Here is a 15,254-nt window from a genome sequence, read left to right as displayed (position 1 = left end):
TCGACCTCCACGCCGTCGAGGCAACGGAGGTTGATGCCGACGCTCGGCGTGCCGTCGGGCGCCGTTCCTTCGGCAAAGCTCTCGATGCCGCAGCGCCGGCAGATACGATGATGCAGCCGCTTCTGGCCGAACTGGTAATCGCCCAGCGCTTCGGCGCCGGACTTCAGTCATCGCGGTCTTTGGCGCGAACGCCCAGACGGCACCCAGCTTGGTGCAGATCGAGCAATTGCACTGCAGCGCCTGGTCGAGGTCGACAGCGACGGCGAACGAGACCGCCTGGCAATGGCAGCTTCCGGTGTAGGTTTGTGTGCTCATGGCCTCGAGCCTATCACCTTCAGGCGACGAGGTTCAGCCCCAGATCGAACGCGTCGAAGTTGCGCCATCGCCGCGGCGGCGCGCCCGCCGCCAGCTTTCTGTTGCAGATCAGTGGCACCTTTTGTTCGGAGAGCCCGCCGTGACTGCGCAGCGGCTCGCCCAAACCCGACAAATCATGCCGCGATGCCGACGTGCCGAGAACCTTGTGCCGGGTCGAGATCACGACAAGGTCGCCCAGGCGATCCGCCGGCAGCTCGAAGCGCTGCGCCGCCTCCTCTCGGCTCAATGCAGCCTCGATGGCCGGCAGGCGCTTGAGCTTCCCCGCCACCTCGTCCGCGGACGCCGCCTGCGGGAGATAGACGACAGCGAACGAGCCCAGGGCGCCGTGGTGCACGACGTAGGGGTCGGTGATCGGCAGTATGACGCGCGCCCGGCCGGCACCGAGCCACTGGTCGACCAGGTCCTGCAGATAGAGGACATCGGGCCGACCGTCCGGATCGTGCTTGTCGTTCATGCCGTGATCGGCCGTCAGAACGAGCGTGCAGCCCATCGCCTCGAGCCTCGCCAGGTAGCCATCCATCATCGCGTAGAAGTCGTTCGCTGCCGCGCTGCCGGGCGCGTACTTGTGCTGGATATAGTCGGTGGTGGAGAGATACATGATGTCGGGCCGGTCGCGCTCCATCAGCCTGACGCCGGCCGCAAAGACAAATTCCGACAGGCCCGCGCTGTAGACGTCCGGCACGGGCAGGCCGACCAGCGCCGGCACGTCGGCAATGCCGTTCTCGGCCAGTATCGCCTGGTCGGCCTTTTCGGACGAGAAGCTGCAGGCCTTCCCCGGCCCCAGCGAAAGGCCCTTGCCCAGCAGACCCCGCAGCTTGTCCTTCGCCGTGATCACGGCGATCCGGCAGCCGGCGCGCTGGAGGGCCGGAAACAGCGTCTCGACCCGAAGGAACTCCGGGTCGTTCATCATCACCTCGCGGCCGGTCTCGGGATCGAGGAAATAGTTGCCGCAAATGCCGTGCACGGAGGGCGGCCGGCCGGTGACGATCGAGAGGTTGTTGGGATTGGTGAAAGAGGGCACGACGCAGTCGGCAATCAGGCTGGTGCCCGTCTCGAGGGCCTTGCCGAACCACGGCGCCCGCCCCATTTCCACCGCACGCTCGATATAGCCCGGTTCCGAGCCGTCGATGCAGACGACCACCGTCGGCTGTCGCGGCAGTCGGTAGCGACGGCCGTTCACGATCACCTCGCCGTCAATCGCACGTGCGCTGTCCGGAGACATGTCGGGTCCTTCCGTGTTTCGGCGCGATGATCGGCGCGGGCGACCGGTTCGTCCAGCGCACCTTTGGCGCGACGGTCAAAAAACTTTCATCGTTCACCCACGAGGCGTAGGTTGCGAAAATCATGCACGGCGTCGACACGATCCTGAACGTTCTCGGCAGCGTCACCCTGTTGCTGTGGGGCGTGCGCATGGTCCGAACCGGCCTCACGCGGGCGTTCGGCGGGACACTGCGTCGCGCCATCGCGGCCTGCTCGCGCAACCGCTTCACGGCCTTTGTGGGCGGCCTTGGCTTGACCGGCCTGCTGCAGTCCAGCACGGCCACGGCTCTCCTGCTGGCGTCTTTCGCCGGCCGGGGCCTGATCTCCCTGCCGATCGCGCTGGCGGTCATGCTGGGCGCCAATGTCGGCACGACCCTCACCTCCCAGGTCCTGTCGTTCGACCTCGGCTGGCTGTCGCCGCTCCTGATCGCGGCCGGCGTGATCGCCTTCATGACGATCGATGCCGACAAGCCGCACCACCTCGGCCGGGTCGGCATCGGCCTTGGCCTGATGCTCCTGTCCCTGAAGCTCCTTACGGCCGCCATCGAGCCGCTCAGGACCTCGCCCTCCTTCATCGCCGCGCTCGCCGGCATGCAGGACGAATATGTGATCGCCGCCATCCTCGCGACCGTCGCGACGTGGTTCATCCACTCCAGCCTCTCGGCCGTGCTGCTGATCATGTCCTTCGCCGGCAGCGGCATCATCAGCCCGGCGCTGGCGCTGGCCATGGTCGTGGGCGCCAATGTCGGCGGCGCGCTGGCGCCCTACATGGACCAGTCGGCCACCGACATCGACGCCCGCCGCGTGCCGCTGGCCAATCTGATCTCGCGCCTGGTGATCGGCGTCGCCTTCATGCCGTTCCTGGTGCCGGTCGCGCACTGGCTGGCGCTGCTGGAGCCGTCGGTGGCGCGCGCGGCCGTCAACTTCCACTCGGTGTTCAGCGTGGTCGCGGCGCTCGTCTTCCTGCCGCTGATCGAGCCGGTGGCCGCGCTCTGCCGTCGCCTGCTGCCGGCGAAGCCCGTGGCGGACGATCCCGGCAAGCCGCGCCATCTCGACCCGAACGTCCTCGACACGCCGGCCGAGGCGCTGGGATGCGCCCTGCGCGAGACGCTGGCGCTGGGCGACCGGGTAGCCGACATGCTGCGCCAGTCGATCGAGGTGTTCGAGCATTCGGACCCCAAGGCGGTTCGCGCCATCGAGCATGCCGACAACGTGGTCGACAGCCTTTACGAGGCGATCAAGCTCTATCTGATCCAGACTTCCCGCACTGACCTCGGCGAGGAGGAAGGGCGGCGCTATGTCGAGATCCTCACCTTCACGACCAACCTCGAGCATATCGGCGACATCATCGACAAGAACCTGATGGAGCTTGCGGCCAAGAAGATCAAGAATCGCTACGTCTTCTCGGTGGAGGGTCTTGCCGAGCTCAAGGCCTTCCATTCCCGCGTGCTGGAGAACCTGCGGCTGGCGCTCAACGTCTTCACGACGCGGGACATCGCGCTGGCGCGCCGCCTGGTCGCCGAGAAAGCGGTCATCCGCGAGGCCGAGGCCAGGGCCGCCGACAGCCACTTCGCCCGCCTGCGCGAGGGACGGCCCGAATCGATCGAGACCAGCTCGATCCACATGGACGTGATCCGCGATCTGAAGCGGATCAACGGCCATCTGGCGTCGGTCGCCTACCCGATCCTCGAGGCCGCCGGCGAGCTTGCCGACACCCGGCTCAAGGCCGCGCAGCCGCTGCGCGACGCCCACGCCGGTTCCTGACGGCAAGACCTCATGGGCTGAGATAGCGTGGCAGCCAGAGCGCGATATCCGGGACGAGCGCCAGCGCCATGGTGAAAAGGACCATGATCACGAGATAGGGCAGCGTGACCCGCGCGATGTAACCCAGCCCCTGCTCGCTCAATCCCTGGATCACGAAGAGGTTGAAGCCCACGGGCGGCGTGATCTGCGCCATCTCGACCACCAGCACGAGGAAGACGCCGAACCAGATCGGGTCGAAGCCGGCGGCCTTCACGATGGGCATGACGATGGGCAACGTCATGACGATCATGCTGAAGCCATCGAGGAAGCAGCCGAGCACGACGTAAAAGGCGATGAGGGCCACGATCAGCATGAAGGGCGAGAGTCCGAGGCTGCTGACGAATTCGGCAACTGCGGCCGGGATGCCCAGGAAGGCGGCGGCGCTACCGAGGATCGACGCGCCGAGCACGATCAGCGCGATCATGGCGCAGGTCTGCACCGAACCTATGGCGATGGCGCGCAGCGCCGGCCACCTCAATTCGCCCTGCAGCCGGGCGACGATGAGCGCGCCCAGAACGCCGACACCGGCCGCCTCGGACGGCGTGGCGAGCCCGCCATACATCGAGCCCAGGACGCACAGGATGAGGAACACGACCGGCCCGAGCTCGCGAATCGAGGTCAGGTACTCGCCGAGCGACGCGATCCGGACCTTGCGCTCGCTGGCCGGCACGAGGCCAGGCTCGAGCACGGTATGGATCATGATCCAGGCCATGAACGAGGCCGCCAGCAGGAACCCCGGAATGAACCCGGCGGTGAAGAGCTTGGCGATCGAGACGTCGCCCAGCACGCCATAGATGATCATGATGTTCGAGGGCGGGATCAGGAAACCAAGCGTGCCGGCGCCGGCCAGCGAGCCCATGGCAACGTCCTTCGAATAGCCGCGCTTAATGAGCTCGGCGAGCGAGATGCGGCCGACCACCTGCGTCGTCGCGGCCGACGACCCCGATATGGCCGCGAAGATCGAGCAGCCGATCACGTTCACATGCAGCAAGCGTCCGGGCAGCAAGGCCGCCCAGGGCGACAGGCCCCGGAACAGCGACTGCGACAGCCGTGTGCGGAACAGGATCTCGCCCATGATGATGAACAACGGCAGGGCGAGAAGCTCCTGCGTGGTCAGGATGTTCCACGCGTACTGCGCCAGCAGCTTGTCGAGGGGAATGTCACGAAAGATCGCGAGCAGCACGGTTCCCGTCACGGCCAGCGTCCAGCCGATCCACAGGCCGCCCGCCAGGAACGAAAACAGCACCACGAACATGGTGAGGACGACGACGATCATTCGGAGACGGAGGCCGCACGCATGTCGAGGTCTTCGAGCGGCAGGCCGAAGGCGGCCTGGAAGAATCGCGCCACGAACTGCAGCACCAGCAGGCAGACGCCGAACGTCACCAGCGCCTGCGGCACCCAGAGCGGCGATTCACTGGAGATCGACACCCGCCCCGCCATGAACGAGCCGATCGTGAACTGGATCATCGCGTAGGCGAGAAACCCGGTGAAGCCGACACCGAGCACTGCCAGCACGGCTTCCAGCCATCGACGCACCGCCGGCGAGACCCGCGCCAGCACCAGCGTGACGCGGATATGGCCGCCTGCCCGCAGCGTCATTGCCGCGCCGAAGGTGAAGGAGGCGGCCATCAGGTACGAGCTGTATTCCCAGGCGACCGGGATGTCGGCCGGCACCCACGGAATGAAATCCGACAGCGATCGTACCAGCACTTCGCCCAGCATCAGGCACGTGAGCGCCAAAAGGCAGGCGGCGCCCAGCCAGCCGTCCAGCCGCCCCAGCCGGTCGATGGCATCCAGAACAATCTGCAGCGCCGGAGGAGCGCCCGCGTTCGGGCTCTCGCCGCGCCGGCTCACGCGCGCTTCATCTCGGCAAGGTACGCCTTGATCGGCTTTTCCGATGCCGGAACGCGCTTCATGAAGTCGGTGATCATGTGCGCCGTACGCTTGCGCAGCTCGGCCATCATGGGCGCCGGCACCTCGACGAGTTGCATCCCACCCGCGATCAGCCTGGCGTTGCTGTCCTTGTCCGCCTTCTCCGAGGTTTCCCAGAACTCCGGCTCGAGCTTCGCGGCGAGGTCCCTGATGGCCTTCTGGTTGGGCGGCGAGATCTTCTTCCAGGTGTCGTTGTTGATCGTGACGATTTCCGATGACCAGGCGTGATTGGTCGCGTGGAAGAACTTGAGGAACTCCCAGAACTTGCCGTCGACCCCCGAAACGGAAGAGGTCGAGACACCCGAGACGGCCCCCGAGGACAAGGCCGCGATGGTCTCGCCCCAGGGGATGAGAACAGCGGCCATGCCGATCGCATTGCACATGTCCTGGGCATTCTTGTCGGGCACGCGGATCTTGATGCCCTTCAGGGCGTCGATCGTCTCGGCCTTGACCTTGAGATGCAAATACTGGGTCGGCCAGGGCACCGTATAGAGCATGGTCTGGTTGTTCCTGAGAACGACCTTCTCGTACTCGGGCCGCAGATATTTGTGCAGCACCCTGAGGTCCGCCGCCGATCCGCACAGAAAGGGAAGGCCCTCGACCCCCAGCAGCGGCTCGTCGCCGATCTGCTGGATGTTCAGGATATCGGCCATCGGCACCAGCCCGTCACGCACGGCGCGCAACTGCTCCGGTCCCTTGAAGCCGAGCTGGCCACCCGACTTCACGTCGATGTCGACCGCACCAGAGGTGGCCTGCTTCACCTCGGCGGCAAAGCGCTTGACGTTCACGGTATGGAAGTTGCTGTCCGGCCATACCGTCGCCAGCGGCAGCTTGAGCGGCCCCTCCGCCCGTGCAATCGCCGGCGCCATCAGCAGGGCGCCTGCTCCAGCCTTGAGCGCCGCGCGCCGTCCCAATCCCATGGAAGCCCCCGTTCTTGTTTCCCCGATGCGCCGGCATTAGAGACCAGTCGCCGTCGCGTTGCAATTCGCAAGCCAAACTGCCTATGGTCGCGCCGTGGCGGCAACGACCTCGACCTTGCGGGCGCGCGTCCATGCAACGCTGCGGCATTCCGACGACAGCCGGAGCGGCCGGCGTTGGCGGGCATTCCACCTGTTGGTCCTGGGATCGGGCCTGCTGGCCGTCGCATTGTCGTCGGTGCAAAGCCTGCCCGACATCGTCGACCACCTGCTGGCGGTCGTCATTGGCCTGGTGGCAGCGGTCTTCCTGGTCGAATACGCGCTTCGGCTGTGGTCCGCGCCCGAATCGCCGCGCTACGGCGGCCTGTCCGACAGTCGCGCGCGGCTGAGCTGGGCCTTTTCCGCAACCGGCCTCATCGGACTTCTGGCCGTCGTCCCCGCCTTCGCCATCACCTTGAGCGCCATCAAGGCCGACAGCGACATCGCCTCCATCTTCTGCATCCTGTGGATCCTGAAGCTCAGCGTCCATGCCCCGGCGATGACCACGCTGGCGCGGGTCATCTCGAACGAGCGCGCTACCCTTGCCAGCGTGCTCATCGTCTTCATCATCGTGCTGGTGGCGGCGGCGACAGCGACGCATTTCTTCGAACGCGACGTCCAGCCCGAGCTTTTCGGCGACCTTCCCTCCTCCCTGTGGTGGGCGGTGGTCACGCTCACCACGACCGGCTACGGCGACGTCGTTCCCCATACGATCGGCGGCAGGATCGTGGGCTCCGTCGTGATGGTGAGCGGCATCCTGGTGCTCGCGCTCATGACCGGTATCCTTGCCACCGGCTTCGCCGAGGAGGTCCGCCGCCGCGAATATCTGCGCGTATGGGACCAGGTGGTGAAGGTTCCCATGTTCACCGAGCTCGGCACGGTGACCCTGTCGGAGATCGTTGGCAAGCTTCGGGTCCGCTACTACCCGCCGCGCTTCGTCGTGGTGCGCCGCGACGAGCCCGGCGATTCGATGTTCTTCATCTCGGAGGGCGAGGTCGAGGTGCGCCTGCCCCGCGATCCGGTACGGCTGGGCCAGGGCGGATTTTTCGGCGAGATGGCGCTGCTCGATCGCTTGCCGCGCAGCGCCACCATCGTCACCACCCGGCCGACGACCCTGCTCGTCCTCTACGCCAGCGATTTCTACGAGATCGCCGCACACATCCCGTCCCTCGTCGCCGCGGTCGAGAAGGAAGCGCGGCGGCGACGGCAGGAGAACGAGGCGGGCCGCATCGTGTCGGGCAGAACGGCGTGAGCTGCAGCGTCCGTCACGAATGGGACCGCCTGCGCGAGGCGGTCGTCGGCATCGCGCCGGCCGAGGACATCGTCCTGTTCCGGGAAAATTCGCAGCGCTGGCGATCGCCCGAGGCCGCTGCCCTGGATCGGGTTCACTCGGGGCGGCGCCTGATCGACGTCGACGCCGGGCGCGCCCGGCGCATCGAGGCCCAAATCGAAGGCCTGGCCGCGCTGCTGGAGCGCGAGGGCGTCGCCGTCCATCGGCCGGAGCGGCTGCACAATGCGGAAAGGCATTTCCTGGCACCGAACGGCGAAGGCAGCCAGCTCTTCGCGCGCGATCCCCTGATCGTGATCGGCGACCGTGTCATCGAGGCGTCCCTGCGCCTGCAGTGCCGCCAGCGCGAACGCTTCGGCCTGCGCGCGCCGGTCCAGCGCATGGCAGCCACAGGCGCCCGCTGGTCGAGCGTGCCGCTCGGCTCGCCCGATGCAGTCGGCGGCCCCTTCCTCGAGGGCGGCGACGTGCTGCCGAACGGCGGCGAGATCTATGTCGGCATGTCCGGTTGCGCCACCGATATGGCGGGCGTGGACTGGCTGCAGGCCTTGTTGGGCGACATCTATCGCGTGATCCCGGTCGCCCTGCGGTCGAATGTCCTGCACCTCGACTGGGCGCTCGGGCTGATCGGGCCCGGCCTGCTGGTCCACTGTCCCGACTGGCTGATCGACGGCCTGCCGATGTCGCTGCGCTCATGCGACAAGATCATGTTGAGCCCTGCCGAGGCGGACATGCTTCAGACGAACCTCCTCGTGCTCGAGGAAAGTCGGGTGATCGTCGAGGCCGGGAGCCAAAGACTGATCGAAGAGCTGCGCCGGCGGCATGTCGAGGCGATCCCGCTGCCGTTCGACGGCCCGGTCAGCCTGGGCGGCGGCCTGCGCTCGGCCCACCAGGCCCTGCGACGCGGATAGTTCAGCCGCCGCGCTTGGGCGTGCGGTCGAACACGATCGGCTTGGCGGGCGCGATGGCTTTCTTGAGATGCACGAACAGGCTGCGCCCGACGGTCGCGACCTGCGCGCCGACGAAGCGCAGCAGCACGGCCGCGAAGCGCAGCGGCGGCATCTCGCCGTCGCGGAGGAAGTTATGGCCGGCGCGCAGGAAGGTCGTGGCACAGACCAGAACCCAGGCCAGCGTCACGCCGAACACAGCCAGAAGCAGCGGTACCAGCGTCGGCGCCAGAAAGCCCGCCAGCAGCCCGGACACCACGCCGACCAGCAGCACCGGCTGATTGAGCGACATGCAAAGATGCAGCAGCGCCGCGCCCTTGGCGGCAAGCGACATGCTGCGGCTCCTGAGGATCACCGGGAACATCCGCATCGAGACGTGGCGAAAGCCGTCCTGCCAGCGCTGCTGCTGGCGCAGCCACGTCCCGGTGTCGGCCGGCAGTTCGCCGGGCACGGCCACGCTCGTCAGGAACACGGCGCGCCAGCCCTTGACCCAGCCGCGATAGGTGAGGTCGAGATCCTCGGTGACGGTGTCGCCTTTCCAGCCGCCGCCGGCCTCGATGGCGGCGCGCTGCCAGATGCCACAGGTGCCGTTGAAGGGCAGCGGATGGCCGGCCCAGTAGCGTGTCGCCTGCTCGATGCCGAGATGGGCGTCGAGCGTCACCATCTGCATCTCGGTGAGCGCATTCTCGTGTGGATTGAGGAAGTCGAAGCGCGCCTGCACGAACGCGGTATCGGGCTCGGCGACGAACACGCGCATGCAGCGCCGCAGAAAGTCGACCGGCGGCACGTAATCGACGTCGAAGATGGCGAAATAGTCGTGGGGCGTCTTCTGCATGGCCTCGTGCAGCGCACCGCCCTTGAAACCGATGCGCTCGGTGCGCTGCAGGGCGACGACGTCGTAACCCTTGCTCCGCAATTCGGCCGCGACAGTGCGCGCCAGTTCCGCGGTCTCGTCGGTGCTGTCGTCGAGAATCTGGATGTGCAGCCTGTCGCGCGGCCAGTCGAGCCGCGCCGCCGCCTCGACGCCGCGCCGCAGCACGGGTCCTTCGTTGAAGGACGGAACCTGGACCACGACATGCGGCAGCGCGCCGTCCGGCGGCAGCGGCGTCAGCAGCAGCCCTTCTTCGTGCTCCAGTCCCTCGTGCTTCAGGCGATGATGCAGCACCACCATGTAGAGCAGGCTGCCGATGAAGGCGGCGAGAAGCAGGCAGCAGATGCCGAATGCGGCGGCGAGGAGAAGCGCCAGAGAAGCAATGACGATCGTCATGATTTCAGGCGCCAGTCTTGGGGGTTCGCTTGAATTCGGTCTTGCGGCCGAGGCCTGCGGCCACGATAGCCCCGGCATTGGCAACGGCAAGATAGACGATCAACGCGGGCACGGTGGCGGCCGTCGCGAGGTAGTCGAGCAGACCGCCCCGCTTCAGGCGTCGGTAGGCGCCCCAGGTCATGCCGATCAGCACGACCAGCACGAGCGCGAGCCACATCCAGAGCAGGGAGCCGAAGAAGGGCAGCAGCCGATCGTGGCCGACGATGGACAGCACGAGGGCGGCAATGCCGATCGCGAGAACGGGAAAGACGAGCTGCTGGCCGAGCGCGACCGTCGTGGCGAACTTCGCCTCGGCGGACCAGTCGGAGCTCCAGACCTGCGGCAGAAGCTTGCGCGCCACCTGGACAAAGCCCTTCGACCAGCGGCTCTGCTGGGCGCCGAAATCGGCGAGTTGCTGCGGCAGCTCGCCGGTGACGTGCGGCTCCATCAGGAACACGCCGGTCCAGCCCTTGAGATGGGTGCGCAGCACGAGGTCGAGATCCTCCGACAGCGTATCGTGCGACCAGCCGCCGGCCTCCTCGACTGCGGCGCGACGCCAGATCCCACCGGTGCCGTTGAACTGGAACGGCACGCCGCGCCGTGCCCGCACGTCCTGCTCGACCGCGAAATGCGCATCCTGCATCAGCCGCTGCGCCCGCGTGAGCCAGTTGCGATCGCCGTTGCCCCACTCGATGCGCGTCTGCACGAAGGCGGCCCGCGGCGCGGCCAGGAGCGCCGCCATCGCCCGCCGCAGCCAATCCGTGGAGGGCACGAAATCGGCGTCGAAGACCGCGACATAGGGCGCGTCGCAAAGCGCCATGCCAGCCGCCAGCGCGCCGGCCTTGAAGCCGGACCTGTCGCGACGCCGGATATGCTCGGCGTCTACCCCCTCGCGATGCAGGCGGGCGATCGCATGCTGGGCAATGTCCGACGTGAGGTCGGTGCTGTCGTCGAGGAGCTGGATCCTGAGGCGGTCGCGCGGCCAGTCGAGCGCTCCAGCCGCCCTCACCGCCCGCTCGACCACCATCGGCTCGTTGTAGACGGGGATCTGGACCAGCACCCGCGGCAGCTCGTCCGGCAGCGGCGGCGATGCCTCGACGGCGCGCGGCAGGCCGGCCAGCCAGTAGAGCAGATAGAAGAAATAGGCAGCGATCCCGAGCTGCGCCGCCAGGCAGAGCACGACGACGAGATCGATGAGGAAGAGCAGCACGTCCGCCCACCGTTCAGTGGTAATGGATCGGCACTTCGAAGCAGCGGCCGTCCTCGATATGCAGGCGGCGATTGGCGACGTCGAAGATGCGCTCATCGTGCGTCGACAGCACCACCGCGCACTTGGCGCGCATGGCAAGGTCCTTGAGCTGATCGACCACCAGCCGGCCGGCGACGCGATCGAGGGCCGAGGTCGGCTCGTCGGCGATGATCAGGTCCGGCAGGCCGATCATCACGCGGGCAATGGCGACGCGTTGCTGCTGGCCGCCGGACAGCTCGTCCGGCCATGCCCCGGCCTTGTCGCCCAGCCCCAGCAAGTTGAGGAGGTGGCGGGCGCGGGTCTCGTCCCAGTCCGGATGCGTGAGCGCCGTCGTCGACACGCCGGCGATGACGTTCTGCAGCGCCGTCAGCGACGAGAGCAGGTTGCGCTTCTGGAACAGGAAGCGCACCCGGTTGCGCAGCCTGTCCAGCTCGGCATTGGCGAGGCCCCCCACGTCGGTGCCGAGCAGCCGGAGCTTGCCCTCGGAGGGCCGCCGCATGGTGCCGAGGATGGTCAGCAGCGTCGTCTTGCCCGAGCCCGAGGGACCCGTGACGATCAGCAACTCGCCCTCGCGGACCTGCATGTTGATGTCGAACAGGACGTCGACGCGCTGCGCGCCCTCGCCGTAGTGATGATGGACGTCGATTGCCTCCACGACGGGCGGGCCGATGATGCTGTCGGCCGACATGGCTATTCGAACAGCATGATCGGGTCGACCTTCCACAGGCGCCGGATCGCAAAGAGGCTCGAAACGATGGTCATGACGATCGACGCCAGAAGCGAGACCACCATCTCGCGCAGCCCCATCGTCATGCCGAGATGCATGGCCGCCTCGGCGACGCCGTAGATGATGCGCGCCAACGTGAAAGCGACGATGTAGGCCGGCGTTATGATCGCGGCGCCGATCTGGCCGATCATGCAGAGGAAGAACCACCAGTCGTAGCCCAGGCTCTTCAGGATCGCGTATTCGGGCAGATAGAAGCGGATGATCTGGTATTGCGCATAGTAGATGAACACCATGCCGATCATCAGGCCCATGACGAAGCCCAGGTCGGTGATGTAGCCGACCGGCGTCTCGCGCGACCAGTAGCGCTTCTCGCGCGCTTCGAACTCTTCGCGCGTGATCACCTCGCCGCGGCCGCCGAGGTCGCGGTTGAGCTGCTGCGCCACGGCAAACTTGTCGGCGCCCGGCACCAGCCGGACGCCCATGAAGGCCGGCCGGTCCGAATACCAGGGGCCGAGCAGCTCGTCCATCGAGGCCTCGGACATGATGATCGCGCCGTCGTTCACGACATTGGGACCGATCGACACCGTGCCCACGACGAACATCTCGCGCAGCAGCCCGCGATTGTCCGGCGGCCCCGTGACGGCGACTTCCTTGCCGCTCTGGGCGAGCGTCGCGAGATCGCCGAAGTAGGGCCGGGAATCGCGGTCGAACAGGATGCGGCGCGTGACGCGAAGCTTGTAGAGGTTCTCGCTCAGACCCGGCACGTCGATGGCCGGCCGCTCGACGTCGATGGCATACCAGGCGAGCCTGCGGGCGACCGGCATGCCGGGCCCCTTCAGCGACATCACGCCGAACCACACCGGAAGGACCTGGGCCACCGAGGGATTGGCCGAGACGACGTCGGTCATCGCGACCGGCACGTCGGCATTGAGCTGCAGCGACTTGAAACCCATCGGCACCAGGACGAGGTCGGTGACGACCGCCCGATGCACCCGGATCGACGAATCGTACACGGCACGCTCGATGCCGAGCTGCGCGAACACCACGAGAAGGCTGGCCGTCACGCCGGCCAGCGAGAGCAGCGTGCTGGTACGCTGCCGCTTGAGCTGCTGCGCGCCGAGCGGCATCGCTGCAGCCGTCCTGGCGGCGACCCGAAACGACGCCAGCGAAAAGACAGGCCACCTCCAGCGCAGCCGCAGCGACGGAGGCGAAGGCAGGGAGATCGCCATCAGAGGAAGGTGACGCGCGTCTCGCGCCCCAGCACCTGCGGCGTGCTGGACGGATCGTCGAGGGTGATCTCCACCTGCACGACGCGGGCATCGGTCGACGAGCCGTTGTCGGGCTCGGTACGCTGCATGCGCTTCACCGCCGGAGCAATGCGCGAGATCTTGCCGGTATAGATCGTCGGGCTGCCGCGGAACGTGACCTGCACCTTGCCGCCCACGGCAATGCGTCCAAGATGCACCTCGTCGACGTCGGCAAACACGCGCATCTTGCTCATGTCGACGATCTTGGCGATGCCGTATTGGCTGACCCGCTCGCCCGGGCGCGTCCAGATCTGCACCACCAGGCCGTCGATCGGCGAGCGCACGAGAGCCTGCTCGCGGGTCGCGCGGGCATTGTCGAGCTTGGCCTGCTTGATGCTGATGTCGGTGTCGATCTGGGCGAGATCGGTCGCCAGCGTCTCCTTCATCACCTGCAGCCTGGCCTGCGCGCTCTCCAGTTTTTGCCGCGAGATCTTGAGCTCGAGCTCCTTCTGGTCGGGCGGCTTGCCCGAACGTTGCATCTCGAGGTTCTTGAGCTTGTTCTCCTCGACCGCCGACTTGACCACCACTTCCTGCTCGGCGATCTCGGCCACCCGGTAGCCGGAGACCATCGACTCGCGCTGCCGCTTGGCCTTCTCCAGTTCGGCCTCGTTGACCCGCACCGTTACATCGGCAATGGGATAGCCCGACAGCACCGCAACGATATCGCCGCGTTTCACGCTCTGGCCCTCCGCGACCCGCAGCTCGAGCAGGACGCCGCCGCCGGCCGAGTCGCCCGCAATGGACGCCGTGCCGGCGGGGGCGTCGGTGTAGCCGCGCGAGATGAGCGGCCCCGATGCCGCCATCGCCTCCTGAGCGCTGCTGGTCTGGCGGCTGGGCGCGATCCAAATCATCAGGGCGACGACCGCGAACAGGGTCACCGCACTGGTCGCGCCCCATTTCAGTTTCTGCTTTCGCGCCATCCGAACTCGTTTCTCCAATCCGCGCCCGCCGCGTTCGATCAGAATGCGGCGGTCGGCGTTACGGAGCCCTTCGCAATACCCACGATCGAGAACGTACGGTAGATCGAGGTCAGGATCTTATTGTACTCGTAAAGTGGCGCATTCGTGACATATATCACGTCGTTCGCCTGCATACCGAACTGCTGGGCCACGAAGATGGAGACGGGCTGCATGAGGTCCAGCCGGAAGACCCGCGCCCGGGCGTTCGGATTGTCCTGGATGTCGCCCATCCGGAAGATGTAGACGCCGGTCTTGTTGGCCCGCTCGTCGGACAGGCCGTGCACCTCGCCCAGCGCCTCGAGAAGCGTCATGTTGGGCTTGGTCAGGGGAACGTTTCCGGCTCTCGCCACCGCGCCCAGCACCGTGAAGATCTGGGAATTGGGCCGGACCACGATTTCATCGCCCTTCTGGATGCCGATATCGCCGCCGGCCAGCAGCTCGGAATATTGCTTGTCGAGGATCACGCTGCCGTGTCGTCGCAGGACGACCTGGAGTTGCGTGGCGGCTCCCACCGGGCCGCCGGCGCTGTTGATGGCATCGACGACCGAGCGCGTCCCTTCCAGGAGCGACAGGCGCCCGGGCCTTTTCACTTCACCCGACACCATCACGGTATTGTTCCGGTCGGCCACGTATTCGACGATGACCTGCGGGTTCTGGGCTTTGCTCCCGAGCTGCTCGACGATCCGCCGTTCGATCTCGCGCAAGTCCAAGCCGGCCACCTTCACCGTGCCGACATAGGGAACCTCTATCGTTCCGTCCGGCGTCACGCGCTGATTGCCGAGATCCGCCCCTGGCCTCTGGATGGTGGGGAAGATGCTGCCCTCGTACGGCTCGAAGATTCGCACCTTGAGCACGTCACCGGGCTGGACCGAAATCGGCACGGCAGCGGACAGATTGCCGGCCGCGGAGGGCTGATCGACAGTGGCAGGCGGCCTGTACGCGACAACGGTGGTCGGCGTGAGATCGATGACATCGAACGGCAGCGCCTCGCTGCTTGTCGACTTCGCGCCGTTCATCCATGGTCCGTCGCCGGGAATCGCCTGGCAACCGGCGACAGCCACACCGAGACCCAGGACGATGGCGGTAGGTCGACCGACAGCATGCAGCCACGTCCAGAATGTCAATTCGCGATCTCCGTCCGGAAC

General features: G+C 66.7%; 13 protein-coding genes. 3 read left to right on the top strand and 10 right to left on the bottom strand.

All coding sequences use genetic code 11. The features are described from left to right. Positions 1-334 precede the first annotated feature (334 nt). Positions 335-1,597, bottom strand: coding sequence for a phosphonoacetate hydrolase (phnA, locus tag OJF58_RS19945; RefSeq protein WP_300779495.1), 1,263 nt, complete (start codon positions 1,595-1,597; stop codon positions 335-337). A gap of 122 nt (positions 1,598-1,719) precedes the next feature. Here phnA and OJF58_RS19940 point away from each other — a divergent pair, with 122 nt between their 5' ends. Further along, a complete protein-coding gene (locus tag OJF58_RS19940; protein ID WP_300779494.1) occupies positions 1,720-3,399 on the top strand; it encodes a Na/Pi cotransporter family protein in 1,680 nt (559 codons plus the stop codon). Between the two features lie 10 nt (positions 3,400-3,409). Here OJF58_RS19940 and OJF58_RS19935 read toward each other — a convergent pair whose 3' ends face one another. The 3 genes from OJF58_RS19935 to OJF58_RS19925 are packed head-to-tail and all read right to left on the bottom strand — an operon-like array spanning position 3,410 to position 6,293. After that, positions 3,410-4,714, bottom strand: a complete 1,305-nt coding sequence (locus tag OJF58_RS19935; RefSeq protein ID WP_300779493.1) for a TRAP transporter large permease subunit — start codon at positions 4,712-4,714, stop codon at positions 3,410-3,412. Continuing rightward, a complete protein-coding gene (locus OJF58_RS19930) occupies positions 4,711-5,295 on the bottom strand; it encodes a TRAP transporter small permease (RefSeq protein WP_300779492.1) in 585 nt (194 codons plus the stop codon). The genes OJF58_RS19935 and OJF58_RS19930 overlap by 4 nt, the downstream gene beginning before the upstream one ends. Further along, the gene (locus tag OJF58_RS19925) at positions 5,292-6,293 is read right to left on the bottom strand and encodes a TRAP transporter substrate-binding protein (RefSeq protein WP_300779491.1); all 1,002 of its coding nucleotides are present in this window, start codon (positions 6,291-6,293) and stop codon (positions 5,292-5,294) included. The genes OJF58_RS19930 and OJF58_RS19925 overlap by 4 nt, the downstream gene beginning before the upstream one ends. 94 nt (positions 6,294-6,387) lie before the next feature. On the opposite strand from OJF58_RS19925, the gene OJF58_RS19920 reads away from it, so the two are divergent. Beyond that, positions 6,388-7,581: a cyclic nucleotide-gated ion channel gene (locus OJF58_RS19920; protein ID WP_300779490.1), complete on the top strand. Its 1,194-nt coding sequence runs from the start codon at positions 6,388-6,390 to the stop codon at positions 7,579-7,581. Continuing rightward, positions 7,578-8,525, top strand: coding sequence for a hypothetical protein (locus OJF58_RS19915; protein ID WP_300779489.1), 948 nt, complete (start codon positions 7,578-7,580; stop codon positions 8,523-8,525). The genes OJF58_RS19920 and OJF58_RS19915 overlap by 4 nt, the downstream gene beginning before the upstream one ends. Position 8,526: 1 nt before the next feature. Here OJF58_RS19915 and OJF58_RS19910 read toward each other — a convergent pair whose 3' ends face one another. The 6 genes from OJF58_RS19910 to OJF58_RS19885 form a co-directional block, all read right to left on the bottom strand. Further along, positions 8,527-9,828 carry a glycosyltransferase gene (locus OJF58_RS19910; protein ID WP_300779488.1) on the bottom strand — a complete coding sequence of 434 codons (1,302 nt, stop codon included), beginning with the start codon at positions 9,826-9,828 and terminating at the stop codon, positions 8,527-8,529. Between the two features lie 4 nt (positions 9,829-9,832). Next, the gene (locus OJF58_RS19905) at positions 9,833-11,077 is read right to left on the bottom strand and encodes a glycosyltransferase family 2 protein (RefSeq protein ID WP_300779487.1); all 1,245 of its coding nucleotides are present in this window, start codon (positions 11,075-11,077) and stop codon (positions 9,833-9,835) included. 13 nt (positions 11,078-11,090) lie between these two features. Further along, a complete protein-coding gene (locus OJF58_RS19900) occupies positions 11,091-11,804 on the bottom strand; it encodes an ATP-binding cassette domain-containing protein (protein ID WP_300779486.1) in 714 nt (237 codons plus the stop codon). A gap of 2 nt (positions 11,805-11,806) precedes the next feature. Next, positions 11,807-12,970, bottom strand: coding sequence for an ABC transporter permease (locus tag OJF58_RS19895; protein ID WP_300779485.1), 1,164 nt, complete (start codon positions 12,968-12,970; stop codon positions 11,807-11,809). Positions 12,971-13,071: 101 nt separating this feature from the next. Then, positions 13,072-14,070 carry an HlyD family efflux transporter periplasmic adaptor subunit gene (locus OJF58_RS19890; protein ID WP_300779484.1) on the bottom strand — a complete coding sequence of 333 codons (999 nt, stop codon included), beginning with the start codon at positions 14,068-14,070 and terminating at the stop codon, positions 13,072-13,074. A 38-nt stretch (positions 14,071-14,108) separates the two neighbouring features. After that, entirely contained in the window at positions 14,109-15,233 is a 1,125-nt protein-coding gene (locus tag OJF58_RS19885; RefSeq protein WP_300779483.1) for a polysaccharide biosynthesis/export family protein, read from the bottom strand. Positions 15,234-15,254 lie beyond the last annotated feature (21 nt).

It is taken from the genome of Enhydrobacter sp. (assembly GCF_030246845.1).
Classification (GTDB): Bacteria; Pseudomonadota; Alphaproteobacteria; order Reyranellales; family Reyranellaceae; genus Reyranella.
Note: the sequence above shows the minus strand (reverse complement) of the source record. Positions and strands in the feature narration are given on the sequence as shown.

Coding starts and splice junctions, on each gene's coding strand:
- OJF58_RS19940 (WP_300779494.1), top strand. CDS start 1,720: ATGCACGGCGTCGACACGATCCTGAACGTTCTCGGCAGCGTCACCCTG.
- OJF58_RS19895 (WP_300779485.1), bottom strand. CDS start 12,970: ATGCCGCTCGGCGCGCAGCAGCTCAAGCGGCAGCGTACCAGCACGCTG.
- OJF58_RS19925 (WP_300779491.1), bottom strand. CDS start 6,293: ATGGGATTGGGACGGCGCGCGGCGCTCAAGGCTGGAGCAGGCGCCCTG.
- phnA (WP_300779495.1), bottom strand. CDS start 1,597: ATGTCTCCGGACAGCGCACGTGCGATTGACGGCGAGGTGATCGTGAAC.
- OJF58_RS19890 (WP_300779484.1), bottom strand. CDS start 14,070: ATGGCGCGAAAGCAGAAACTGAAATGGGGCGCGACCAGTGCGGTGACC.
- OJF58_RS19910 (WP_300779488.1), bottom strand. CDS start 9,828: ATGACGATCGTCATTGCTTCTCTGGCGCTTCTCCTCGCCGCCGCATTC.
- OJF58_RS19900 (WP_300779486.1), bottom strand. CDS start 11,804: ATGTCGGCCGACAGCATCATCGGCCCGCCCGTCGTGGAGGCAATCGAC.
- OJF58_RS19935 (WP_300779493.1), bottom strand. CDS start 4,714: ATGATCGTCGTCGTCCTCACCATGTTCGTGGTGCTGTTTTCGTTCCTG.